This window comes from Archangium lipolyticum (assembly GCF_024623785.1).
Classification (GTDB): Bacteria; Myxococcota; Myxococcia; order Myxococcales; family Myxococcaceae; genus Archangium; species Archangium lipolyticum.
On record NZ_JANKBZ010000008.1, the window covers coordinates 21,296 to 43,208 of the forward strand.

At 66.4% G+C, this 21,913-nt stretch carries 17 protein-coding genes, 2 tRNA genes and 1 pseudogene; 11 read left to right on the forward strand and 9 right to left on the reverse strand.

The window, feature by feature from the left end; genetic code table 11:
• Positions 1-86 precede the first annotated feature (86 nt).
• The gene (locus NR810_RS18690; protein ID WP_257454177.1) at positions 87-998 is read left to right on the forward strand and encodes a LysR family transcriptional regulator; all 912 of its coding nucleotides are present in this window, start codon (positions 87-89) and stop codon (positions 996-998) included.
• 128 nt (positions 999-1,126) lie between these two features.
• The gene (locus NR810_RS18695; RefSeq protein ID WP_257454178.1) at positions 1,127-2,197 is read left to right on the forward strand and encodes a pectinacetylesterase family protein; all 1,071 of its coding nucleotides are present in this window, start codon (positions 1,127-1,129) and stop codon (positions 2,195-2,197) included.
• A 74-nt stretch (positions 2,198-2,271) separates the two neighbouring features.
• Here the strand turns inward: NR810_RS18695 and NR810_RS18700 are convergent, their stop codons facing one another.
• On the reverse strand, positions 2,272-4,476 hold the full coding sequence (locus tag NR810_RS18700; protein ID WP_257454179.1) for a right-handed parallel beta-helix repeat-containing protein: 2,205 nt from the start codon (positions 4,474-4,476) through the stop codon (positions 2,272-2,274).
• Between the two features lie 270 nt (positions 4,477-4,746).
• Between NR810_RS18700 and NR810_RS18705 the strand changes: the two genes are divergently transcribed.
• The 3 genes from NR810_RS18705 (at position 4,747) to NR810_RS18715 (ending at position 7,528) form a co-directional block, all read left to right on the forward strand.
• On the forward strand, positions 4,747-6,210 hold the full coding sequence (locus NR810_RS18705) for an amidohydrolase family protein (protein WP_257454181.1): 1,464 nt from the start codon (positions 4,747-4,749) through the stop codon (positions 6,208-6,210).
• Positions 6,211-6,296: 86 nt separating this feature from the next.
• Complete coding sequence (locus NR810_RS18710) at positions 6,297-6,698, forward strand: ACT domain-containing protein (RefSeq protein WP_257454183.1); 402 nt, start codon at positions 6,297-6,299, stop codon at positions 6,696-6,698.
• Between the two features lie 56 nt (positions 6,699-6,754).
• Complete coding sequence (locus NR810_RS18715; protein ID WP_257454185.1) at positions 6,755-7,528, forward strand: hypothetical protein; 774 nt, start codon at positions 6,755-6,757, stop codon at positions 7,526-7,528.
• A gap of 33 nt (positions 7,529-7,561) precedes the next feature.
• On the opposite strand, the gene NR810_RS18720 is transcribed toward NR810_RS18715, so the two are convergent.
• On the reverse strand, positions 7,562-8,164 hold the full coding sequence (locus tag NR810_RS18720; RefSeq protein WP_257454187.1) for a hypothetical protein: 603 nt from the start codon (positions 8,162-8,164) through the stop codon (positions 7,562-7,564).
• A 214-nt stretch (positions 8,165-8,378) separates the two neighbouring features.
• Between NR810_RS18720 and NR810_RS18725 the strand changes: the two genes are divergently transcribed.
• The 3 genes from NR810_RS18725 (at position 8,379) to NR810_RS18735 (ending at position 9,984) form a co-directional block, all read left to right on the forward strand.
• Positions 8,379-9,416 (forward strand): prenyltransferase, encoded by a 1,038-nt coding sequence (locus tag NR810_RS18725; RefSeq protein WP_257454189.1) that lies wholly within the window; start codon positions 8,379-8,381, stop codon positions 9,414-9,416.
• Positions 9,417-9,743: 327 nt separating this feature from the next.
• A tRNA-Gln gene (locus tag NR810_RS18730) sits at positions 9,744-9,815 on the forward strand.
• A gap of 98 nt (positions 9,816-9,913) precedes the next feature.
• Positions 9,914-9,984, forward strand: a tRNA-Ala gene (locus NR810_RS18735).
• 405 nt (positions 9,985-10,389) lie between these two features.
• Here NR810_RS18735 and NR810_RS52150 read toward each other — a convergent pair.
• The 6 genes and pseudogenes from NR810_RS52150 to NR810_RS18765 all read right to left on the reverse strand — a co-directional run.
• A pseudogene (locus NR810_RS52150) lies at positions 10,390-11,010 on the reverse strand (cyclic nucleotide-binding domain-containing protein); the annotation flags it as partial.
• Positions 11,011-11,270: 260 nt separating this feature from the next.
• Positions 11,271-12,461: a hypothetical protein gene (locus tag NR810_RS18745; protein ID WP_257454190.1), complete on the reverse strand. Its 1,191-nt coding sequence runs from the start codon at positions 12,459-12,461 to the stop codon at positions 11,271-11,273.
• A 74-nt stretch (positions 12,462-12,535) separates the two neighbouring features.
• The gene (locus NR810_RS18750; RefSeq protein ID WP_257454192.1) at positions 12,536-13,177 is read right to left on the reverse strand and encodes a hypothetical protein; all 642 of its coding nucleotides are present in this window, start codon (positions 13,175-13,177) and stop codon (positions 12,536-12,538) included.
• Between the two features lie 41 nt (positions 13,178-13,218).
• Complete coding sequence (locus NR810_RS18755; protein WP_257454193.1) at positions 13,219-13,767, reverse strand: antibiotic biosynthesis monooxygenase; 549 nt, start codon at positions 13,765-13,767, stop codon at positions 13,219-13,221.
• A gap of 37 nt (positions 13,768-13,804) precedes the next feature.
• Positions 13,805-14,200 (reverse strand): hypothetical protein, encoded by a 396-nt coding sequence (locus NR810_RS18760; protein ID WP_257454195.1) that lies wholly within the window; start codon positions 14,198-14,200, stop codon positions 13,805-13,807.
• A gap of 129 nt (positions 14,201-14,329) precedes the next feature.
• Positions 14,330-15,553: a hypothetical protein gene (locus NR810_RS18765; protein WP_257454197.1), complete on the reverse strand. Its 1,224-nt coding sequence runs from the start codon at positions 15,551-15,553 to the stop codon at positions 14,330-14,332.
• Between the two features lie 479 nt (positions 15,554-16,032).
• Here NR810_RS18765 and NR810_RS18770 point away from each other — a divergent pair, with 479 nt between their 5' ends.
• A complete protein-coding gene (locus NR810_RS18770) occupies positions 16,033-18,216 on the forward strand; it encodes a sensor histidine kinase (RefSeq protein ID WP_257454198.1) in 2,184 nt (727 codons plus the stop codon).
• Between the two features lie 34 nt (positions 18,217-18,250).
• On the opposite strand, the gene NR810_RS18775 is transcribed toward NR810_RS18770, so the two are convergent.
• Complete coding sequence (locus NR810_RS18775; protein WP_257454200.1) at positions 18,251-18,886, reverse strand: LysE family translocator; 636 nt, start codon at positions 18,884-18,886, stop codon at positions 18,251-18,253.
• 119 nt (positions 18,887-19,005) lie between these two features.
• Between NR810_RS18775 and NR810_RS18780 the strand changes: the two genes are divergently transcribed.
• Together NR810_RS18780 and NR810_RS18785 are read left to right on the forward strand one after the other, a co-directional pair.
• Positions 19,006-19,965, forward strand: a complete 960-nt coding sequence (locus tag NR810_RS18780; protein WP_257454202.1) for a helix-turn-helix transcriptional regulator — start codon at positions 19,006-19,008, stop codon at positions 19,963-19,965.
• A gap of 248 nt (positions 19,966-20,213) precedes the next feature.
• Positions 20,214-21,824, forward strand: a complete 1,611-nt coding sequence (locus tag NR810_RS18785) for a hypothetical protein (RefSeq protein WP_257454204.1) — start codon at positions 20,214-20,216, stop codon at positions 21,822-21,824.
• The last annotated feature ends 89 nt before the right edge of the window (positions 21,825-21,913 follow it).

Here is a 21,913-nt window from a genome sequence, read left to right on the forward strand (position 1 = left end):
CCGTCGAAATCCAGTCTGGGTGTGGCGGACCATCCCGACAAGCGGGTGTATCCTGCAAGGGCCATCCCGAAAATCAGGACAATCCCATGCACCGCACAGGACTGATCGAACTGGAAACCGTGCTGGCCGTTGCCCGTCACGGCAGCTTCCGCGCCGCCGCCAGGCAACTGGGCATGTCCACCTCGGCGGTCAGCAGCGCGGTCGCTGGGCTGGAGGCGCGGCTGCATGCGCGCCTGTTCCACCGTACCACCCGCAGCGTGGCGTTGACCGAGGCCGGCCGACGCTACGTGCAGCGCATCGCTCCGGCGGTGGCCGAGATCCGCGGCGCCAACGAGGAAATCAACAGCCAGCCCGAGGCCCCGTCCGGCACGCTGCGAATCAACACGCCGAGGGACGCGGTGCAGATGATCTTCGAGCCACTGCTGCTCGAATACCTGCGGCGCCATCCGCGGATGAATCTGGACATCGTCAGCGAGTCGCGGATGATCGACATCGTCGCCGACGGATTCGACGCCGGCATCCGCCTGGCCGAAGCGGTGCCGAAGGACATGGTCTCCGTGCCGCTCGGCGCGGACCTGCGCATGGTTGTCGTCGGCTCACCCGCTTATTTCGCGGAACACGGCAAGCCGCGGACGCCGGACGAGCTGACCGGCCACGCGGCCATCCGCCTACGTCTGTCGCATGGAGGTCTGTATCGCTGGGAACTGGAGCACCGCGGCGAGGCACTGGAGATCGACCTACCGCCGCGACTGAGCCTCAACGATCCGCAGGCCGCACGCCTGGCCGCCCGTGCGGGTATCGGCCTGGCGTTCCTGTCCGAGTGGCACATCGCCGATGACCTGGCCAATGGCAGCCTGGTGACCGTGCTGGACGACTGGTGCCCCCCGTTTCCAGGCCTTCGCCTGTATTACCCCAGGCACCGGTACGTACCGGCGGGATTGAAGGCGCTGGTGGAGCTGATCCGCGAGAAGAACATCGGCCGCCGCGCCGCGCGCTGACCCGCCTCATCCCGCGAGCGAGGCGACCACGTGCCGGAGTCGGAGCGTGCGGAATTCCACGGTGGGCCGAGCGCCGTGGCGACAATGTGATTGCCGGGACTTCCGGCCACGGTGACACTGCCGTCACCATGCGCAAACTCCCTCTGCTCCTGCTCCTCGCCTCGGTTCCGCTCTGTTTCACCGCGTGCGGTGATGACGAGCCGCCCTGCGACTCCGCGGCCGACCCCGGCTGCGCCGACGCGGGCGTGCCCATCAGCGCGGCCCCGGAGGTCTGGACCTGGGTCGACGTCGCCGGCACGGCGTGTGGCAACGGCGCGCAGACCGGGATTGGCATCAATCCCACCAACGCGAGCCAGGATCTCTACCTCTACATGCAGGGGGGTGGCGCCTGCTGGAATGAGCAGACGTGCTTCATCCAACCCAGTGCGAGCAACCTGAGCACGGGGTACCAGGCCGCCCAGTTCCAGGCCGACAACACCAGGAATGCCCCCATGTTCAACCGGGGCAAGGCGACGAACCCCTTCCGGAGCATGTCCTTCGTCTTCGTTCCGTATTGCACGGGCGACGTCCACGCGGGCAACGCCGTGCAGACCTACGGGTCCAACCAGGTGCACCACAAGGGCGCCGCCAACGTGGAAGCCTGGCTCCCGCGCCTGGCGGCGACCTTCCCGAACGCGCGGCGCGTGTTCCTCGCGGGAAGCAGCGCGGGCGGATTCGGCGCACAGCTCAATTACGAGCGCGTCGCGGCCAGCTTCCCCAGGGCCGAGGTCCACGTCCTCGCGGACTCGGGGCAGCTGGTGACTCCCGCCGGGACGCTCCAGAGCACCTGGTTCACCAACTGGGGCGTGACCATCCCGGCCGCCTGCACCCAGTGCACGACGGACTTCACGCGGCTCCCCGCGTACCTGGCGGACACGTATCCGGCCTCGCGGTTCGGGCTGCTCGCCTGGGACCGGGACGCCGTGCTCCGCACCTTCTTCGCGTATCCCGCCGATACCTACTCAGCGCTGACGCTCCAGCTGCTCTCGTCGTCCTACGACGGGCGCGCCAACGCGCGGTACTTCCTGAAGCGGGGGACGCAACACACCTTCCTGGGCGGACTCGAGACCCACACCAGCACCACCGGTGTGGCGCTCAATGATTGGGTCACACGGTGGGTCGAGGGGGATGCGGCCTGGAACAACGTGCAGGAACCGTGAGCGCCACTCCTGTCGAGGCCCGCCGCATCTTCTCGTGCGGCCGGGCCTCGAGCTCGAAGAGAGCCCTCTGCGGCTCAGCGAATCTGGACGGCGAAGGTCTCCCACGGGCCGACCGAGGCCTGGTTGGCGATGAGCGAGCCGCTCCCGGAGTTACTGGCGGAGACATACAGCCCGTTGTTCTGGGCGCGTAGGGCGATGTTCCCGTTGCCAGCGTCGACCTCGGTGAAGGTCTCCCACGGACCGACCGCTGTGCGGTTGGCGATGAGCGGGCTGTTCCCAGAATCCTCGGCGCAGACGTACTGCCCGTTGACCTGGGCGAGGAGGGCGATGTTCCCGTTGCCAGCATCGACCACGGTGAAGGTCTCCCACGGACCGGCCGCTGTGCGGTTGGCGACGAGCGGGCTGTTCCCAGAATCCTCGGCGCAGACGTACTGCCCGTTGCCCACGGCCTGGAGGGAAACATTCGTACCGGGGATCAGCTTGCGGGAGCCACCATCTGGCCAGCTGTTTCCGGTGACGGTGGCCACGAAACCGTTCGAGTAATTGATGAACGGATATCTTCCGGACTTCAAGCCACTCACGGTATTGCCACGAATCGTCGCGGACCCGGTGGGAGCTGGATAGAACGGTGGTGAAATGACAACCCCGTCCAGTCCCGGAGAAACGATCGTATTGTTCTCGAAGAGGATGTTGGAGCTCGTCGAGAAGCCAACCCCGTTATACAGGGAGTCGATCACGGTATTCCCACTGACAGTGACGTTCGCGACCGTGCCCACGTTCTGACCATCGCCGCCGTTGCCGATGTGGAGGGCGGGCTGCTGTTGGACGAAGCCATTGCCGCCGCTGCGTACGACGGTGTTCCCCGTCACCGTCCCGGAGAGCAGATCCGACCCGTTCACGCCAAACTTCATCACGCCCAGGCCGACATACCTCGCCGTATCACTGATGTAGTTGTCCTTCACCAGGTGACCGCTGCCACCGTAGATGCCAATCCCCTTCCCTCCCCATGGAGCGATCGAGGTGTTGTTGAGCAGGGTGGCGTTGGACATCGGCGTGTAGTGCTGATTCCCGTTGTAGTCCACCGAGTTGATGGCGATCGCGTCATCGCCCGTGCCTCGGACGAAGTTGTTCCTACCGGTCAGGTTGTTGCCGACGGTTCCCGTGAGGCTGACGTTGTTGAGGTTGAACCCATCGGCCCAGATGCTCGTGAGGCGGCAATTCTGGATGGTTCCGCCGGTACCCGAGGCCCAGAACCCGGACATCGTATGTTGAGTCCAGATACCGTCCGCCAGCCAGTTGGCGCCCGTTGTATCCATGCCACCGCCGCAGCCATCAACGACGGCCCTGCTGGGGGCGTTCGAATCGAGGGCGAAGTTTCGCACCGTGCAGGACGTGAGATTGAAGATGGCGCCCAACGGGTTCGCGTTGGGAAGCGGCATGTTGCGGTAGATCGTGCTGTACCACATCCCCGCGCCCTGGATGGTGATTCCCGTCGCGTTGATCCCTCCCGTTGTCCTGACATAGAAGGTGCCCACGGGAATCCACACGCTCTTCCCCTGGGATTGGGCGGCGTTGATGCAATTCTGGATGGCGCTTGAATTATCCACGCTGCTGTCGTTGGCCACGGCTCCGCAGCTGGTAATGGAGAGGGAGTTGGCCGGCTGGGTGAGCGGCGGGGGAGGCTCTTCCAGATCGACGACGTCGATGTAGTAGAACGATGCCGTATTCGCTGGATCCTTCTGGAGGCTGATCGTGGCTCCTGGAGGGACGGGCGCACCCGTGATGAAGGTGTGCATGTCGTCGAAGAAGACGCGTGGAGCGCCGTCCGCGGGGTTCTGATTGTTGCCTTGATAGTTGTTGTTGCCTTCATAGAGCCAGGTTTGTTTCGAGCTCAGGGTGAGGGCCTGCCGGAACACCCCATTGACGTAAAGATTCAGCGTCGCGGTGATTCCGCCACCGTTCGGTGCATCCGGAATGCACGCGCGGACGTTGATCGCGGTGATGTTCCTGCCCGTATTGTTCACCCACTGGACGTAGTGTCCGTTCCCCGTGAGCCGGACATAGGCATGGCCCGAGGCCTCCAACTCTGGACTCGAGTACTGCGACGTCGGCGGGGACGTCAGGGATGAGACAGAAGCACCGCCCCCCACCCTTCCAGCCTCGGCCTCATAGCTCACGAAGGGCGTGGTCGCTCCAACGGCGGCATGGGCGCTGTTGCCAACGCACAAAAGCGCGCTCGCGATCATCAGGACACAACGAATCCGATTCAGTATTTTCATCGACACCTTCCTTCATTCACCGAATTCCTCGGTAGGAGCCTTGTGCTTATTCAGAAGAGAGCTTGTCCACGCAAGAGAAAACCAGGGCACGAATGATGTATGTATGCCCTCCCTCGAAAGGGGGATTTTCCCAGGAATCGAATCTGGTACCTGAATCAGGATGGGCGGATGAGTGCACTGGCCACGAAGAGCCGGGTGACACTTCCCGCGACCTGAGGTGTTCCATTGGCCGCAATAGCTGCAAGGGACCCTCCAGGGAGTGATTCATCCATGTCTCGGTATCCTGTACGTCACCTCTTCCTCGCCCTGGCGCTCGCCGCCTGGGGCCTCGGTTGCGAAGATGATCCGACCGTGGTCGACGCGGACTACGCCTTGACCCATGTCACGGTCATCGACGCCGCCGGAACCCCTCCGCAGTCCGACATGACGGTGCTCATCAAGGGCAAGCAAATCGTGGCGCTGCGCAAATCCGACGATATCGAGCTACCCGACGGGCTGAAGACCGTGGATCTCCAGGGCAGGTATCTGATGCCGGGATTGGCCGACATGCACGTCCACACCCAGGAGATGGAGCAGGTCTTCCCCCTGCTCCACGTGGTGAATGGAGTCACCACCGTCCGGGACATGGATGGCTCGCCCTTCCTGCTGGAGTGGCGACGCAGAATCGAGGAGGGGCGCATGCTCGGGCCCCGGATGATCCTCGGCAGCACCATCATCGACGGCACTCCGTCGCTCTGGCAGAACTCGCCGGTCGCCCATGTCTCGGTCGGCAACGAGGCCGAGGGCCGGGAGGCGGTTCGCCAGGCCAGGGCCCAGGGCTATGACTTCATCAAGGTCTACTCCCGGTTGTCGCGCGAGGCCTACTTCGGAATCGCCGACGAGGCCCGGCTGCAACAGATGCCCTTCGCCGGACACTGCCCGGATCTGGTCACCAACGCCGAGGCCAGCGAGGCGGGCCAGGCGAGCTTCGAGCACCTGTACGGAGTGATGTACGCGACGTCCTCCAAGGAGGAAGAACTTCGCGAGCAGGTCGGGCAGATCACGCTCAGGCCCGATACCATCACCGGCTACAACACCTGGTTCCAGCAGACCCACGCGGTGGAGTGGGAGGCGGCTCGCACCTACTCCTCCGCCAAGGGCATGCAGCTCTTCGGTCAGCTCGCGAAGAACGGGTCCGCCCAGGTTCCGACGCTGATCCTGCACGACGTCCTCGACCGGATGGACCTCGACATGGACGACGCACGGCTGAAGTACCTGCCGGCTTCGGTGGTGGCCGGCTGGAGGTGGCAGTTGGCGGAAATCTACCTGCGGGGCCGCGGCGAAGAAGAGAGCGCGCAGCGCCGCGACCTGTTCAATCGCAGGCTCGCCCTGGTGGGCGAGATGCACCGCGCCGGTGTGCGGGTGATGGCGGGAACCGACAGCACTACCCCCTGGGTGTTTCCGGGCTTCAGCCTTCACGACGAGTTGGAGCTCCTGGTCCAGGCCGGGCTCACGCCGCTGCAGGCGATTCAGGCCGCCACCCTCGAGCCCGCGCGGTATCTCGGCATGCAGGACTCACTGGGGACGGTGGAACAGGGAAAGGTCGCCGATCTCCTGGTGCTCGATGCCAACCCGCTGGAGGACATCCGCAACACCACGCGCATTCATTCCGTGGTGGTCCGGGGCCGGTACATCTCCGCCGAGGAGCGGCGGGAGCTCCTGAGCGACCTGGAGACGCTCGCCGGGAGCATGTAACGCGGAGCCCCCTCGCGGCGGCGGCCGGAGTGGCAGCACCCCGGACTGCGTGAACGTCCATGCACTTTTCATGGGAGTATGGGCGCATGTCCGGAGAGACTCGGTTGGAGACGCTGCTGAGGTCGATGAAGCCGGTGCTGCGCGAGGGCGAGTTCGTCTTCTGCACCACCGCCGGGCCCCCGCCCGACCTGGCGGCGCTCGAGCCCGTGGGGCTCTTCCACGAGGACGAGGGGCTGACACTCATCCTCCGCCGCGAGCGGGCCGAGGCCGCCGGGCTCGCGTGCTCGGCCGTCTTCCGGATGGTGACTCTCTCGGTGCACTCGAGCCTGGAGGCGGTGGGCTTCCTCGCCGCCATCACTGGCCGTCTGGCCGCCCACGGCATCAGCGTCAACCCCGTGTCCGCCTACTATCATGACCACCTCTTCGTGCCCGCTGCCCGGGCCACCGAATGTCTGTCATTGCTCGCGGAGCTGTCGCGAGGGACCTGAGACAGCGGGCGGTCGGCGATGGTAGTTTGCGGCCCCTCTGACTCCCGGGAGGCACCATGAATCACACCCACGCTCGACTTCTCTGCGGCCTGCTGATGCTCCTGCCGCCCCTGACGGCCTCCGCCGAGACCCCGGCCTGGGTGCTCATCGGCGGCGGCGGTGCGACCCAGGAAGACGCCCAGCAATGGCTCGACCAGAAGAAAGCCAGCGTGGGTCTCGAGCGCATGTTTGGTTTCTCCAGCGGCTTCCCCAAGGTGGTGCGGAGTGACGACTACCCCGGGCTCAAGCCGGGCCTCTTCATCGCCCTGCTCGGCATCTGCTCCGCGCATGACAAGGACGCGCTCCTTCCGTTGATGAAGACCGTGGACGCCGGCATCTATGCGCGCGAAGTGAAGGTGGCCGACGGGCCCATGAGCTGTCCCGCGGAGGCCGCTCCCGAAGCGCAGCTCGTGACGGCTTCGGGGTTGACGATCCGGGCCTACAAGTTCAGGGCGCCGTTCATCGGGTTGGACCTCGAGCATGCCCGGGTCGCACTGGAAGACGCGTCTGGCAAGGTCCTGGATGCGTGGACTCCGCCGAAGGGCGCGCTCGACCTGGGGGAGGAGACGCCGCTCGAGCGGTTCAGCAAGACAGACCTCGCCACCGGCTGCGGCTACGAGTTCAAGCCCGCCGAGGGCAAGCTCCTCATCGAGCAACACTGCATGTATGGCCACCATGCCGCGGGCTTCGCGGAGCGGCAGTCCGCGTCTTATGAAGCCACCCCGAACAACGGCAAGCTCGTGGTCACGCGGGTGAGCAAGAGCAGGAAGAAGCGCCAGACGTGGGAGTAGCCCAGGGAATCGAAAGGCCGTGTTCCAGCGGCTCTACCGCGAAATCCGAGCGCGGCCTGACGAGGCGAGGTACTCGTCCACCTGGGATTCCAGCTCGCGGGCAACGGAGGGGGATACCCGCGAGAGGATCTGCCATTCCAGTTCCAGGTCCCGGACGAGCACCGGAGAGGCATGAGAGAGAGGGTCGCCCTTGGCCATCCTCTTGTAGCTGCCCGTTGATTCATCCTTCTCGGGGGTGATCGGGTGAGGCTCGGTCCGGCCGATGGTGGTGTAGGAGAAACGGTACGCGTTCAGCACGAAGCGACCATCGTCGAGTTGCTTCCCCATGATGAACTGCCGCTCCCGGAGCGCCCCGATATCGAGGCTATCGTCGAACTTCACCCGCCAGGCGGTACGCACATAGAGGGGGTCCGTGCTCTCGATGATGACATACCCCCGCTCCTTGAGGATCTCGCGGGCCACATCCAGGACCTGCTCGGCGGGGAGCCGGTAGGCGACGTAGGTGGCGCTGCGCTCGAGCAGGTGCTGGCGCTCGGAGGCACAGCCAGTCACCCCCAGCAGCAATAGACCGAGAAAGACCACCGGGAGCAGAGCCGGGACTCGTGGTCCCTCCGACAGCGGGGGCGGGGCGTGCATGCATCTCTCCTGACGTGGATGGGACGGGATGCAGCTAGAACGCACTGGCGAGCCCGGCATATCGCCGCCCTTCTCGGCGCCCCAGGTGCCCGTAGCCCTCCTGCCCCGTCGGTGGAGACGGCTGACATTGAGAATGTGAGTTTCATTTCTCAATTCATGGAAAACGCGACTTCACTCCGGGTTCATGACGCGATGTGGCATCATCGGGCGCACCATGAACACGCATTCCCCCTTCAAGCACCTCCTGGCGCTCGGCCGAGTCAAGTTCCTGCTGTACAGCCCCATTCTCTACACGGTGGGCGCCATCATCCCCACCGTGTCGGGTGGCTCCATCGATGCCTCCCGCTTCACTCACGGTGTGCTCTTCACGTGGATCACCCACCTGATGACGCACTACTGCAATGAGTACTACGACCTGGAGCCTGACCGGGCCAACACCTCTCCCTCGCCATGGACAGGCGGCAGCCGGATCCTCGTGAAAGGGCTCATGGAGCCGAGACTCTCCCTGCACATCGCGTATGTGCTGGCCGGGGTGTCCATCGTGCTCGCACTGCTCATGCCGACCCTCAGCGCCCGCCTCCTGTGCCTGGGCGCCATCTTCTTCTCCTGGCAGTACAGTGCACCGCCGCTCAAGCTGGAGGCCCTGGGCCTGGGCGAGTTCACCGTCACCCTGGTCCTCAACACCCTCGTTCCGCTGCTCGGCTATTGCCTCCAGAGCGGCGGACTGCAACCGCACACACTGCTGCTGGTCCTCATCCCGCTCGGCATCATCGAGTACATCCGGATGATGGTCATGAACATGGCGGATTGGGAGAGCGACGCGACGACCTGGAAGAAGACCCTGGTGGTGCGCATCGGAATCGAGCGCGCCGTGAGGCTCCACGGTGTTGGAATGGTCGTGGCGTACCTCTCGCTGATTCCGCTCTACCTGGCGGGTGTCCCAGGCGTCGTCCTCCTCGCCGTGGCCACCACGGCATTCATGGGGTTGCGTTATGCCTGGCAGCTCCAGCGGGGGGCCTGGAAGAAGAAGGAGACGATGTGGATCATTCCCTACGTGGCTTCCACCCATAATGGGTTGGGAGGCTCCGCCGCGCTGATTGGGATGATCCTCCTCAAGCCCGGCTTCTCGTTCTTCGCCCTCGAACTCTTCCCTCTCTACCTCTATCTGGGAGGCTTCATCCTCCTGAGCACGCTGGCCCGCCGGAAGCGGAAGCATGCCAGCGCCGCGCCTCTCGATATGACGACTGGATGAGCATCGGCCCTCTTCAGGTGGGCTCGTACAAGCTTGTCAGGAAGCATTTCCGGCTGCGTCTTTTCTCACTGAAAGGAGCGGTGACCATGGCAACGGTGACGGTGCAGCGCGCGATGAACCCCCAGCACACTGAGAGCTTCGCCGGTTGTTTCGCTTCGCTCCCGCGCCCCCACGCGGTCGCCGCTCCGGTTTTCTCTGCCCGGTTCTGGCGGTATCTCGGTAGTCCACCCGGTTTCTGACCGTCGACGCCTCCCTCCTGAGGTGCTGTCGACCAGAGGCCGGGCTCCCGAAGGGGAACCTGGCCTCTCGTGTTTTCAGGCTTTCAATACCGGGATCGTCCAATTGGCAGGATGGCGGGCTCTGACCCCGCAGATGCAGGTTCGAGACCTGCTCCCGGTTTACACAGCATCACTGTCTATAGGCCGCGCTCCGGGAGCAGCTTGGAATCCAAATCCGAGCGTGCAGGGTTCAACTCCTTGGCGGCCTGTCATGTTCTTGGGCTCGTAGTTCAGCGGGAGAATTCTCGGTTTGCACCCGAGAGACCCGGGTTCGAATCCCGGCGGGTCCACTCCATTGGCTTTCTGGCGACCTCCGCCCGCGGATGCAGGAGCACGAGCCGCGTGGCTTCCCGGGCCCTCACCCGCAGCGGCCGGCCGACCTCCAGGAGCGTGGAGTCCCGCTGGGTCACCACCAGCCCCGCGTGCTCGAAGTCCACCGCGCCCGACAGCACGAACAGGTGGGTACCCGCCTCGACCGTCTGCCACTCCTGCGGCCTCAGCTCGCGGTGCTCTCCGGAGCGCAGCAGGGACAGCCGGCGCGCACGCTCCAGGTGTCCGTAGCCCTCCAGCCCCCGCACCACATCGTCGAAGCGCCGCTCGGCGAGCGTCTTCCACATCCGCTCGCGCAGGCGCTCATTCTCCTCGAGCAGCGGCAGGAGCGCCGAGCGGGCAATGCGGATGAACGTCGAGGCCGTCGCCGTGCGCACCGTCGCCGAGCGGCGCTCGCGGGTGAGCAGGGCCAGCTCCCCGAATACGGCGCCGCTGCCCAGCTCGTCCATGAGCTTGCCTCCCTGGGCCAGCACATGGACCACGCCGCTCTCCAGCAGGTACAGCTCGTCACTGGCACTTCCCGCCTGGAAGACCTCCCTGCCCGCGGGCAGCACGAGGAGCTCCGCGCGCCCGGCCAGGCCGTGCAGGGTGGCCTCGTCGAGCTGGGCGAAGAGCGGCACGTGGCGCAACGTGTGGGCCACCAGTGAGCGGCCCAGACGCGCCCCCAGCCGAGTGCCCAGCACCCGGGCCGCCAGCCTCGCCATGGACTGGCGCAGCCTCCGCTTCAGCAGGGAGCGTGCCATGCTCAGCACCGTCTCCAGGGTGATGGGCGCCACCGTCAACAGCCCGTGCCCTTCGGCATGGGCCGTAGCGGTCTCGAGGAAGTAGAGCGCCTCGGGCCTGTCGCAGGGGGCCCACGCCTCGCGCTCCTCCTCCGACTCGAAGAGCCGCGCGTGGACGGCGTAGAGGCTGTCGGTGAGCTGGTGCCGCGCCTCGGCGGACAGGGAGGACGGCAGGATGACCTCGGTGCTCATGATGCGGGACATGGCGGCCTCGCTGCCAGGGCGTCGCGTGTGGGGTTCGTGCCCTGACACGAAGCACTCTGCCCTGGTGGCCGCCGGGGGGCTGTGACGGCGCCAACTCCCAGCGAGTGAGCGCCATCACAGAGGGCCGCTTGTACGAGGCGAACCCTGGCAGGACCAGGTCTACGAGGCGGCCAACAATCGGAGGCTCACCCGCATCACGCCCTCCCCCAGGTCCCTCCGGGGCTGGGCTGGGTCCTCACCTCACCTCTTCGGCTCGCGCATCATCCCGCGCAGGGAAGGACGCGGAGGATCTTGATCCTGGTCGCGCTGCTGCCCGGTGCGGCGAAGGCCACGCTGCCATCCGGGAAGGCCACGAAGTCCTGATAGCGGTTGCCCTTCACATCCACCTGCAGCGCCGGGCCGTTCGCGGCACCGGTCGCGCGATCCAGCGCCTGGACGTAGAGCTTGCGGCTGGTGTCGCTCCGGAGCAGTTCTCCCGTCCGCGTCGAGGTCTCCCAGGCAGCCAGGAGCTGGTTCTGGCCATAGGCGGCCAGGTAGGGCGCCCGGTTGTTGAGGCCCGCATCGCTCGCCAGGACGATATCCTTGTCGGCGGCACCGTCCACGAAGTGCAGGAGGTGCACGTCCGCGAGCCCGTTGGCGTTGGGGGTCTGCCCCGGGCGGATGTTGCTCGTCGTGAGCCAGTACCCCCCGCCCGTGGCCGTCACCAGGTTGCCCAGGTTCGAGTAGGAGAGGTCGACGGGCTGGATGGTCTTGTAGGTGGGGGCGAACGCGATCCGGTTGTTGTTGTCGGTTTTGCAGATGGAGACGAACTTGCGGGCCGTCGGATCCCAGATGAGCCGCTCATAACCGCTGTGGCTGCAACCCCAATCGAAGCCGCCAGCCTGGAGCTTTCCGTCGGTGCCGACGACCTTCATCCGGTCGCCCTGGTGGATGTTGATGCAGCCGTTCTGCGAGACGCTGATCGCGGCGCCGAAGTAGCCCGCGTAGCGCGTGCCGTCGAACGCGATGCGCCCGTGGTGGGCGTACCACCAGATCATGTAGACGCTGGGGCCCATGGGTCCGGTGGAATAGGGCGGCAGGGTCTCGCTGGAGCTCGTCAGGACGGTGGCCCACGTCTCGGTGCTGCCGTCGAAGCGCACCATGTACATGTCGTAACAGGGCACGGGCGGATTGGGGGGGCTCCCGCAGAGGTTGGTCGGTGCGCCGCAGTTGAGCGTGCCCCCACCCTTCGCATTCCGTGTCAACAACAGCGTGCCCCCAGTGTTGTCGGCGTACAGGTCGGCGAAATCACTCGCCGGCAAGCCGAAGGACGTCTCCACCGGGAGATCGCTCGCATCGAGCTGGGTGATGTGCACCTTGCCGTCATTACCCATCCAGGCCAGGCGCGAGCCTCCGGACGGAATGGGGGAGATGACAAGGGGCTTGAGCGCCACTTCGTCCTCGTTGGCCACGACCGTCGCGCCGACATCGATTCATGACCACATTGGGTTTCGGGTCGCCGGCTCTTTCATTCTCGGATCGCCCGTCACCACACCTTCCACCATGGCTTCTTCGCCGGGGCCGGAGCCGAGGGCTCGTCCGCCAGGCTGGCTTCCTCGTCCCGTCCGGCCCCGGCCTCCCGGTTGGACAGCGCCATCGTTCCCCCACAGGCCGAGCAGAAGGCGGTGAACATCTCGGGCACCGCATCTGGAGGAGTGCCGGGGAAGCGGGTTCGGTACAGCACCGACGGTGGGTCGAAGCACTCGCTGCCGCCGCACTGGTTGCACGGCAGGATGTCCCACTGGGGACGCTCGCGCAGGTATTCGCGGGTGACGTGCAGCGGGAGCGGGAGTCCCGGCACCACCAGGAAGCGGATCTCGTCTCCCTGCTTCACGTTCTTCAGGTGATGGGGCTGGTTGATCAGCGCTCCCACGAAGACCGGCGAGGGGGCGCGATAGCGTGCGTCGAAGACCTCGCGCGAGAGCGGGTTCTCCTCCGGCTCGTAGATGACCGGACGGAGGATGGCCGGCTCCATGCCCGTGACGCGGACCCAGCAGGACTCCGGCGCTCGCTGCGTCCGTCGAGGCTCTCCGTCATGCACGATGACCTGCAGGTCATCCGGGTACTCAGGGTGGAAGTGTCCGACGAGGCCGGGGTCGTTTCGCCAGGGAGCGTGGGGAGCGGACATGATGGAAGGCATGCTACCAGCCCGGTGTTCGACGGGCCTGATCAGTAGGTAGGACGCGTCTCCGAGGCGAGCTGCTGGAGCGCCTTCTCCCAGGTCGCCCCTCGCTCGTCGTCCTGCCAGCTCGTCACGCTGGTGCCGCCGCGGCTCACCAGGCTCACGCGAGCGATGGCCTGCGTGTGCGCGGGGCTGCCGACGAACTGGTACATCGATTCTTCGTCCTTCCAGATGGTGAACGTGCGTTTCGTGTTGCAGCGCGTGGAGCTACCGAACTGGATCGCCACGAGTCCCGGTTGCTCCTCGAGGGTCTGGTTGATGGGGCCCATGAGCTGCTGGAACTCCTCTTGGGCTTCCTGTGTGTTCCTCATGCGCAGGTAGGTGCTGCTCATGATGTAGGTACCGGGCACGAGCTTGCCCTGGGCGTCGACCGCTGGGCCCTGGAGGGGACTGGATTGGAAGTCGGGCTCCAGCGTGTCGCGCGTGCAGCCGTCGTCACTGGGGAGCTCGGAAGGTGCCGGCCGCGGCGGGGGCACCGAGCCGCCACACGCGGCGACGGAGAAGGAGAGCAGAGCTGCTGCGAGGCTGCGCTTCATGATGTGACTCCTTGGAGTGGAAGGAGACTGCGGGAAGTCAGCGAGTGGCGGGCACCGCGGACCGGACGGTGCCGAACAGGAGTGAGGAGAAGTCGCGGCCCAGGCGCTTGGAGTGGAAGTCCTCGGAGCGCGCGAAGATCCGCACCTGGACCTCCTCCGCCGCCGAGGCGGTGGAGGTCAGCGTGGCGACCCAGTGCCGCGCACCGGCCGGGTCCCGTACGCGGAGATAGAGATAGGAGCCGGCCGGCAGGCGCTCCTCGACGCGACCGGTGAAGGCGAACCTCGCCGACGGCTCGAGCGCGTATTGCACCAGGGGATTGCCGGAAGGCGCCTCGGGCCAGACCGTGTGGGCCGCCGCGAGTCCCGTGGTGAGCAGGACCCCGCAGACAATGACCGTTCGTCGCGAGAGCCCAAGCTTCTGTCGTGCGTTCATGGTTTCGCCCCCAGGTGTCCTGCTTCAACACCACGAGCTCGCGAAACTGTTACCTGACAGCTCTCCCTGGTGATTGCCTACCGCATGTCGAAGAGGCAGCGCGTGATGGGGACGATGTTGTCCCCGGGTTCACTGGAAGCGCCAGACGTGGACCTGGGTCTCGCCCAATTCCACCGGACCCACCTTCCCAGGCGAGAACGGGTTGCGGGAGTACTCGACCCAGGCCACCACGGGCAGCCCCCGCGGGTCCACGGCGAGCGCCCACTCGCCCAGCTTCGTCTCGCCCGGCAGAGCCTGAAGGGGCCCGCCGACCGGCTGCCATGCCTGTCCATCCCAGGTGTGAATCTCGAGCCGGTCCTCCCGCGCGAAGAGCAGGAAGACGCGCGACCCGAGCGCCGCGAGCACCGGCTCGCTCCTGGGTCCAGGCTCGAGGATACCCTCCCACTGCTCCCCCGAGGGGCGCCGGACCTGATTCAACACCCGGGCGCTCTTCCCCTCGTGCTGGGTCCACGTGAGGTAGGGGACATCCGCGCCATCGAGCACGAGCGAGGGCGAATAGGAGTCGCCCTTCGAGAGCGTGTCCTCGCTGGCGACTCCTCCGCCCACCGGGAGCCATCGGGCGCCATCCCACTGCCGGACGTGGATGCGGCTGATGAACTCCCGCATGGCCGATTCCTCCCAGGCCACGACGGGCAAGCCCCGCGAGTCCACGGCGAGGCTGGGACGCTCTCCATTGGAGCCATCCCCGCGCACACCATCCGGGTACGCGCTCAACCGCTCCCCCACCCTCTGCCAGGACTGTCCATCCCACTGGCTCACGTGGATGCCAATGGAGGGCTCGCCCGGGCCGATCTCGCCCCACGCCACCACGGGCTCTCCGGAACAATTGAAGGCGAGGGCCGCGCTGCTGACCTCCGTCAGCCGATTGTTGGCCGCCTGGAGTCCGAGCCCCAGAACCGACCAGAATCGACCCTCCCAACGGTGGATCCGCACCGTGCCCGTCGAGTGCCCGGTCGCCTCGAGCAGGGCCATCACCGGACGGCCCCGTGGATCGACAGCGAAGGCGGGGCGGGCAGGAGGGTTGTAGGTCGTCGCGGGCAGGGGGAACACGGAAGCCGCCACCTGCGACCACACATGTCCCTCCGCACGCCGGAAGAAGTAGCCCCACACCGAGCCATTGTTCTCGCCCCACGAGACGATGGGCGCTCCCGATGGATCCACCGCCAGCCCCAGCCGGGTCTGCGGCGTATTGCGCTCGGGGTTGGCCTCCAGCGCTGGGCCCACGGGCACCCAGGAGCGCGGTTGCCCCTGCTCGTTGGTGAACAGGGGCGCGGGCTGTCCCGGCCGTGGCATGCAGTGAGCCACGGGGAGCGGCGGAGTGATGACGGGAGGACTCTCTGGCTGTGGCGGTGGGGTTTCAGCCTGTGAAGAGGGCGGCGTCGCCTCCAACCCCGTGGGAGGTACCTCCGTCCCACCGCATGCCGCCAGAATGAAAAAAGCCGCCCACTTCCCCCGCCCGCCACCGAACTTCATCCCGCCCCCTCAGGTCCTGATGCGCCAAAGGTAGAGCTGAAAACGCCACGAGCAAGGAACGTCTCGGTCCGAGCCGCCCCATTCCGGCTTCGAGCCTCCAAGCGCACCACGAATGGCCATGGGCTCAGCGACGACGGTCGACACCATGCCAGAGTGCTCCGCCACCAGCCCGGGGACCGATGTTCTTTTCCGAGCGGAATTCCCGTGGCCAACTTTGTGTCAGAGGCAGCACAGCCGACCCCTGCAGGCAGTGACTGCCCTACAGGTCCGCAGCCGGGACGCCAGGTCGGCAGGTCAACATGCCGACATCCTCTCGACCCCGCACTCCCCTGGCTCGGTCCACGCTCATCAAGATGGGCGTGCGCATCGCCATCGTCATCGCGATAAGCACCCTCTTCAGCTACCTCCACATGCTCCAAACCCTGCGCTCCGAGGCCCTCGCGCAGTTGGAGCAGCATGTGGCGGAGCGCGGCCAGCGTGAGCAAGCCATCTTCCTGCTGGCCGAGGACAACCATGTCATCCTCAAGAAGGCCCTGGAGGAGAAGCTCCGCGCCTACCAGAACGAGGATGTGAGTGCTCGCTTCGACAGCCTGTTCGCGCTGATGCCCGATGGGGCGATCCGTAACCGTCCCGAGCACTTCGACGGAACGCGGATGCCCTGTGTCTACGTCCCCAAGGGCGTGCCCGTCGACATGGACATGCGCCGCCGGCTGCTGGCCGGGTACGAAGTGCTCCTCCAGTACGGGCCCGCATTTCATACGCGCTTCACGGACACCTTCATCACGCTGCCCGAGGACGCGCTCGTGATGTACTGGCCCGAGCGCCCCAACTGGATCTTCGAGAGCGACCCCACCACCTCGATCATCATCCAGGACTTCTTCCCCGGCAGCCTGCCCGAGAACAACCCGAAGCGGGAGACGACCTGGTCTCCCATCTACAAGGAGCCGGTCTCGCAACAGGCGATGTCCACGGTCACCACCCCCCTGGACATGGATGGCCGCCACGTCGCGTCGATCAGCCATGACGTCCTGATCGAACAGTTGATGGCTCGCACCATCAACGACCACCTGCCGGGCTCCTACAACATCATCTTCCGGGGGGACGGCAAGCTCATCGTCCATCCCACATTGAATGAGGAGAGCATCGCCAGCCAGGCCACCGAGCAACAGCGGGCCCACCTGCGGAGCATCGTCGAGCAGGTGAGGACGCGCCCACCCGGCCAGGCCGTGATGAAGCACCCGGAGCACGGTGAATACCTCGCCGTGACACGGCTGAGAGGCCCTGGCTGGCATTTCGTCACCGTATTGTCCGAAAGCGCGGTGTCCCGTCCCGCCTTCCAGGCAGCACGCATCATCCTGCTGCTCGGCATGGTGTCGCTGCTCCTCGAGCTGGCCATCGTGTCCTGGGTCCTCCAGCAGCAGATCACCCACCCGCTGGTCGCCTTCACCCATGCCACCGATCGCGTGGCGGCCGGGGACTTCAAGGTCGAGCTGGACACCACGCGCGAGGACGAGCTGGGGCAGCTGGCTCGCTCCTTCCGGCTCATGGCAGATCAGGTCCAGCGCCGCGAGGAGGAACTGCGCCAGGCCAACGAGGGGCTGGAGCATCGCGTCGAGGAGCGCACCCGGGAGCTCAAGGAGGTGCATCAGCAACTGGTGCAGACGGCTCGCCGCGCCGGTATGGCGGAGATCGCCACCAATGTGTTGCACAACGTCGGCAACGTGTTGAACAGCGTCTACACCTCGGCCCAGGTCGCCAGGGAGCGGATGACCGAGATGAAGCTCGAGCATGTGAGCCGCGTCGCCAACATGCTCGAGAGGCGCCAGACCGACCTGGAGTCCTTCCTCACCCAGGACGAGCGTGGGCGTCACCTCATGCCCTTCCTCAACAAGCTGGGACAGAGCCTGTTGGACGATCGCCAGGAGATCGTCACCCTGCTCGATGATGTGGGCCGGTACACCGAGCACATCGGTGACATCGTCAAGGTGCAGCAGAACTACGCGCGGACTCCTCGCGTGCATGAGCCGGTCCAGCTGGCGGAGTTGGTGGAGGATGCCTTGCGTATCAACTCGGCCGGGCTCGTCCGCCACCAGGTGAAGGTGGAGCGGCACCTGGCATCCCTTCCGTCGCTGCTCACCGACAAGCACAAGACCCTGATGATCCTGGTCAACCTGATCAGCAATGCCAAGTACGCCATGGACTGCGTGCCCGCGAGCGAGCGGCGACTCATCATCAAGATGGAGCACACCCCCGACAACCACGTCCGGATCGCGATCCACGACAATGGCCAGGGCATCGCGCCGGAGATGTTCACGCGCATCTTCCAGTATGGCTTTACCACCCGTGAGGAGGGACACGGGTTCGGGCTACACTCGAGCGCCCTGGCGGCCCAGGAGCTGGGAGGCTCACTCGCCGTCCACAGCGAGGGTCAGGGTCTCGGGGCCACCTTCACGCTGCAGATGCCCTATCTCCCGGCGTGTTGAGGGTGGAGGGCTGGAGCAGAGGGGGGCCCGCGCATCAAGCGCTGCGCCAGCCCTCCAGGACGGTCAGAACAGCGGCGAACAGCAGAAGACCGCCGACGAGCCGAGCGGCGGCGACACTGGCTGCGGGATTGGACTCGAGCCAACCGCGAGCCCCATCCGCGACCAGCGCGATGGCGCCATACACGGCGGCCTGGTTGAACGCGATGATGGCGCCGAGCACGAGTGCCTGGATCCAGAGGGGCCCATACTCCGGCCGCACGAACTGGGGGAACACGGCGAGCATGAAGAGGTAGGCCTTCGGATTGAGGAGGCAGGTCAGCACGCCGCGGCGGAACGTGACCGCGGGCGGGTGCTTTTCCCCGAGGGGAGCCGCGGAGAAGGCGGCGCCGCTCCTGAACAGGGAGATGCCGATCCACGCCACATACAGGGCGCCGATCCACAGCAACACGTTGAATGCGGAAGGAACGACCTTCAGCAACACGGCGACGCCCGTGGCACCGGCGGCCACGTGACAGACGCCACCGGCGATGATTCCCGCCACGGCCGACAGACCCGCTTTGCGGCCGCCCGTCAGGGAACTGGCGAGGACGAACGCCATGTCGAGGCCAGGAAGGACGATGATCCCGAACACCAGGACGAAGAACAGCCACAGATGAGCGGTCTGCTGCATGAAGAAGAGCTCCCGACAATGAGGTGACCCGTACGAGGAGGTGGCGGGCCAGGTGACGGAAGCACGTTTTAGGGGGAATATAGGGCGGAATCGGCCCTCATTCGAACCAGCCCCCTCCCATGTCCCGTCCCACGACACGCGTGCTCACCGTGCTCGAGCTGCTGCAGACCCATGGCCGGATGAGCGGCGCGGAGCTGGCGAGGCGGATGGAGGTCGATCGCCGGACGGTACGCCGCTACATCGCCATGCTGGAGGAGCTGGGCATCCCCATCACCGCCGAGCGCGGACGCGATGGCGCGTACATGCTCGTGGCCGGCTTCAAGCTGCCGCCGATGATGTTCACCGAGGATGAGGCCCTGGCCCTGTCGGTCGGACTGCTCGCGGCGAGAGGACTGGGGCTCGCGGAAGCGGCGCCCGCCGTGGCCAGTGCTCAAGCCAAGCTCGAGCGGGTGATGCCGGCCAGTCTGAAACGGCGCGTGCGCGCGGTGGACGAGACGGTGACGCTCGACCTTGCCCGCTCCACGGCGCCTGGAGACAACGCCGCACTGGTCGCGCTGAGCGCCGCGTCCCAGGCCCAGCGGCGCGTACGCCTGCTCTATCGCGCGGCGGAGCACGAGGAGACCGAGCGTGACTTCGACCCTTATGGGCTCGCCTGGCGGGCAGGGCGCTGGTACGCGGTGGGTATCTGCCATCTGCGCAACGGGCTGCGCTCGTTCCGGCTGGACCGGGTGCGGTCCGTGCAACCGTTGGAGGTGAGCTTCTCCCGCCCGGAGGGATTCGACGCGCTCGAGCACCTGACGCGCGCGGTGGCGACGCTGCCTCGCGCGTACGCCATCGAGGTGCTGCTCGAAACGGACCTCGAGACGGCGCGGCGTGGAGTGTTTCCCGCGTTCGGCGTGCTGGAACAGGTGGAGGGGGGCGTGCTGCTACGAGGCCAGAGTGATGACCTCGGCTGGTTCGCGCGAGAGCTGGCGCGGCTGCCCTTCGCCTTCGAGATCCAACGGCCGGATGCCTTGCGCGAGGAGCTCGCGTCGTGCGCCCGGCGATTGCTCCAGCAGGCCAGGGGCCAGCGCCACTGAGCACACCAGCCGTGCTAGCATCCGTGCCGCGCGGGGCCGGCCACGAGTTGTTACGAGGAGACCCCATGCGTCTTTATCGAACCTGCCGAGCAGGCTTGCTTGGACTGTTGCTCTCTCTATCCGGTGGCTGGGTCGCGCCGGCTCCCTTGAACGACACGACCCAGGCACTCGGCGAGAGTGCTCGGTCTGGCACTCCCGTCCGGCTGGGCCCAGGTCAATCAGGCTCGAATCCCCGGGAGCTCACCGCCGTGGGGGGGAAGCTGTTCTTCGCCGCCACGACAGATGGGGACCGGGAGCTGTGGGTGACGAACGGCACTCCCGAGGGGACGCGGCGCGTGAGCGACGTCTTTCCGGGCCCGGAGTCCTCCAATCCTCAACAAATGGCCGCGCTGGATGGCGTGCTCCTCTTCAGCGCCCGGACCCGGGGCCTGGCGTCCGATGGAAACATCCACGTCCTCGGCCAGGAGCTGTGGCGCTCGGACGGCACCTCCGAGGGCACCTGTCTCGTCAAGGACATCAACCCCGGCCGGCCCGGCACGTCCGAGAGCGTCCCGAGCTATCCATACTCGGACTCGTCTCCCACCGGCCTGAAGGCCGTCGGGGATGCCATCTACTTCCGCGCCAGGGGCGGCGATCCCTGGACCGCCCCGGAGGGGCTGTGGCGCACGGATGGCACCCCCGAGGGCACCTCGCTCGTCCGAAATCTGCGTATCGGCTCCCCCACCCCGGCTTCCTCCACGTTCGTGGTCATGGACGGAGTGGTCTACTTCGCCGCGAATGGCAGCTTCGGGCAGAATGAGCTGTGGCGCTCGGATGGCACTGCCGAGGGCACCCGGCTCGTCGCGGGCCCCACCTTCCAATGGCGGGACGTCTCCCAGCTCACAGTGTTGGACGGGGTGCTCTATTTCACGGCCTACCAGGAAAGCACGGGCACCGAGCTGTGGCGCTCGGACGGCAGCCTCGAGGGCACCCGGCGGGTGACGGACATCAACCCCGGCCCCGGGCACTCGGTCATCTCGTGCGTCACGTCCATGGGCGGGGCGCTCTATTTCTCCGCCTACCAGGAGGGCACGGGCACCGAGCTGTGGCGCTCGGATGGCACGCTTGAGGGCACCCGGCTCGTCAAGGACATCAACCCCGGGATGGAGGACTCGGGCATGAACTGCCCGGTCGTTCTCAATGGCGCGCTGTATTTCACCGCCCTCCAGAAGAGCACGGGCATGGAGCTGTGGCGGAGCGAGGGCACCGCGGAGACCACCCGGCTCTTCAAGGAGCTGGTGCCGGGGACGGGCTGGGGCGTGCCCTGGCAGCGTCTCCATCCCTTGGAGTCGGGAGGATTCCTGTTCAGCGCCACGGCCCCCGACACGGGCACCGAGCTGTGGATGTCCGACGGGACCGTCGAGGGCACCGAGTTGGTGGCCGATGTGCTCCCGGGTGCCGAGTCCTCCAATCCCGGTGACTTCGTGCTCGCCGGCAACACCCTCTACTTCACCACCGGCGATGCGTTGACCCGCGAGCTCTGGGCGCTCCCCTTGCCGGGCTCGACTCCCCCGAACGAGGCCGATGCCTCGCTCCCGGTGGGGCGCCATCCATGCCGGCAGTCGCCGGACACGGGGGAGCAGCCGGACACGGGGGGTTCACCAGACGAGGGCAGCGACCCTGACGGCCAGGGCTCCGGCGACAACGAGCAGCCTCCGAAGGAACTCCACCAGCGTCCTCTCCTGGGAGGCTGCGGGGTGCTACCGTCGGGCGCGTTCCCCCTGGCGGGATTGCTGGTGATGGCAGTGCTCGCGCGGCGGGGCCGCGGCACCCGGGCGCTCCCGGCGAAAGCCAGCAAGGACGAGTCCCTTCACGAATGAGCACCAGGTGATGAACCTGCCCGTCCGCCCGGCTCGAAGCGGATGGGCAGGCGTCAACCCCTTGATTCCCGCCTGACCGCTCGCATTCT

Excerpts from the sequence above, each read along its gene's own strand:
- NR810_RS18750 (WP_257454192.1), bottom strand. The coding sequence starts at position 13,177 with ATGTCCGCTCCCCACGCTCCCTGGCGAAACGACCCCGGCCTCGTCGGA.
- NR810_RS18770 (WP_257454198.1), top strand. The coding sequence starts at position 16,033 with ATGCCGACATCCTCTCGACCCCGCACTCCCCTGGCTCGGTCCACGCTC.
- NR810_RS18780 (WP_257454202.1), top strand. The coding sequence starts at position 19,006 with ATGTCCCGTCCCACGACACGCGTGCTCACCGTGCTCGAGCTGCTGCAG.
- NR810_RS18690 (WP_257454177.1), top strand. The coding sequence starts at position 87 with ATGCACCGCACAGGACTGATCGAACTGGAAACCGTGCTGGCCGTTGCC.
- NR810_RS18760 (WP_257454195.1), bottom strand. The coding sequence starts at position 14,200 with ATGAACGCACGACAGAAGCTTGGGCTCTCGCGACGAACGGTCATTGTC.
- NR810_RS18705 (WP_257454181.1), top strand. The coding sequence starts at position 4,747 with ATGTCTCGGTATCCTGTACGTCACCTCTTCCTCGCCCTGGCGCTCGCC.
- NR810_RS18715 (WP_257454185.1), top strand. The coding sequence starts at position 6,755 with ATGAATCACACCCACGCTCGACTTCTCTGCGGCCTGCTGATGCTCCTG.
- NR810_RS18720 (WP_257454187.1), bottom strand. The coding sequence starts at position 8,164 with ATGCACGCCCCGCCCCCGCTGTCGGAGGGACCACGAGTCCCGGCTCTG.
- NR810_RS18755 (WP_257454193.1), bottom strand. The coding sequence starts at position 13,767 with ATGAAGCGCAGCCTCGCAGCAGCTCTGCTCTCCTTCTCCGTCGCCGCG.
- NR810_RS18700 (WP_257454179.1), bottom strand. The coding sequence starts at position 4,476 with ATGAAAATACTGAATCGGATTCGTTGTGTCCTGATGATCGCGAGCGCG.
- NR810_RS18710 (WP_257454183.1), top strand. The coding sequence starts at position 6,297 with ATGTCCGGAGAGACTCGGTTGGAGACGCTGCTGAGGTCGATGAAGCCG.
- NR810_RS18695 (WP_257454178.1), top strand. The coding sequence starts at position 1,127 with ATGCGCAAACTCCCTCTGCTCCTGCTCCTCGCCTCGGTTCCGCTCTGT.
- NR810_RS18775 (WP_257454200.1), bottom strand. The coding sequence starts at position 18,886 with ATGCAGCAGACCGCTCATCTGTGGCTGTTCTTCGTCCTGGTGTTCGGG.
- NR810_RS18765 (WP_257454197.1), bottom strand. The coding sequence starts at position 15,553 with ATGCCACGGCCGGGACAGCCCGCGCCCCTGTTCACCAACGAGCAGGGG.
- NR810_RS18725 (WP_257454189.1), top strand. The coding sequence starts at position 8,379 with ATGAACACGCATTCCCCCTTCAAGCACCTCCTGGCGCTCGGCCGAGTC.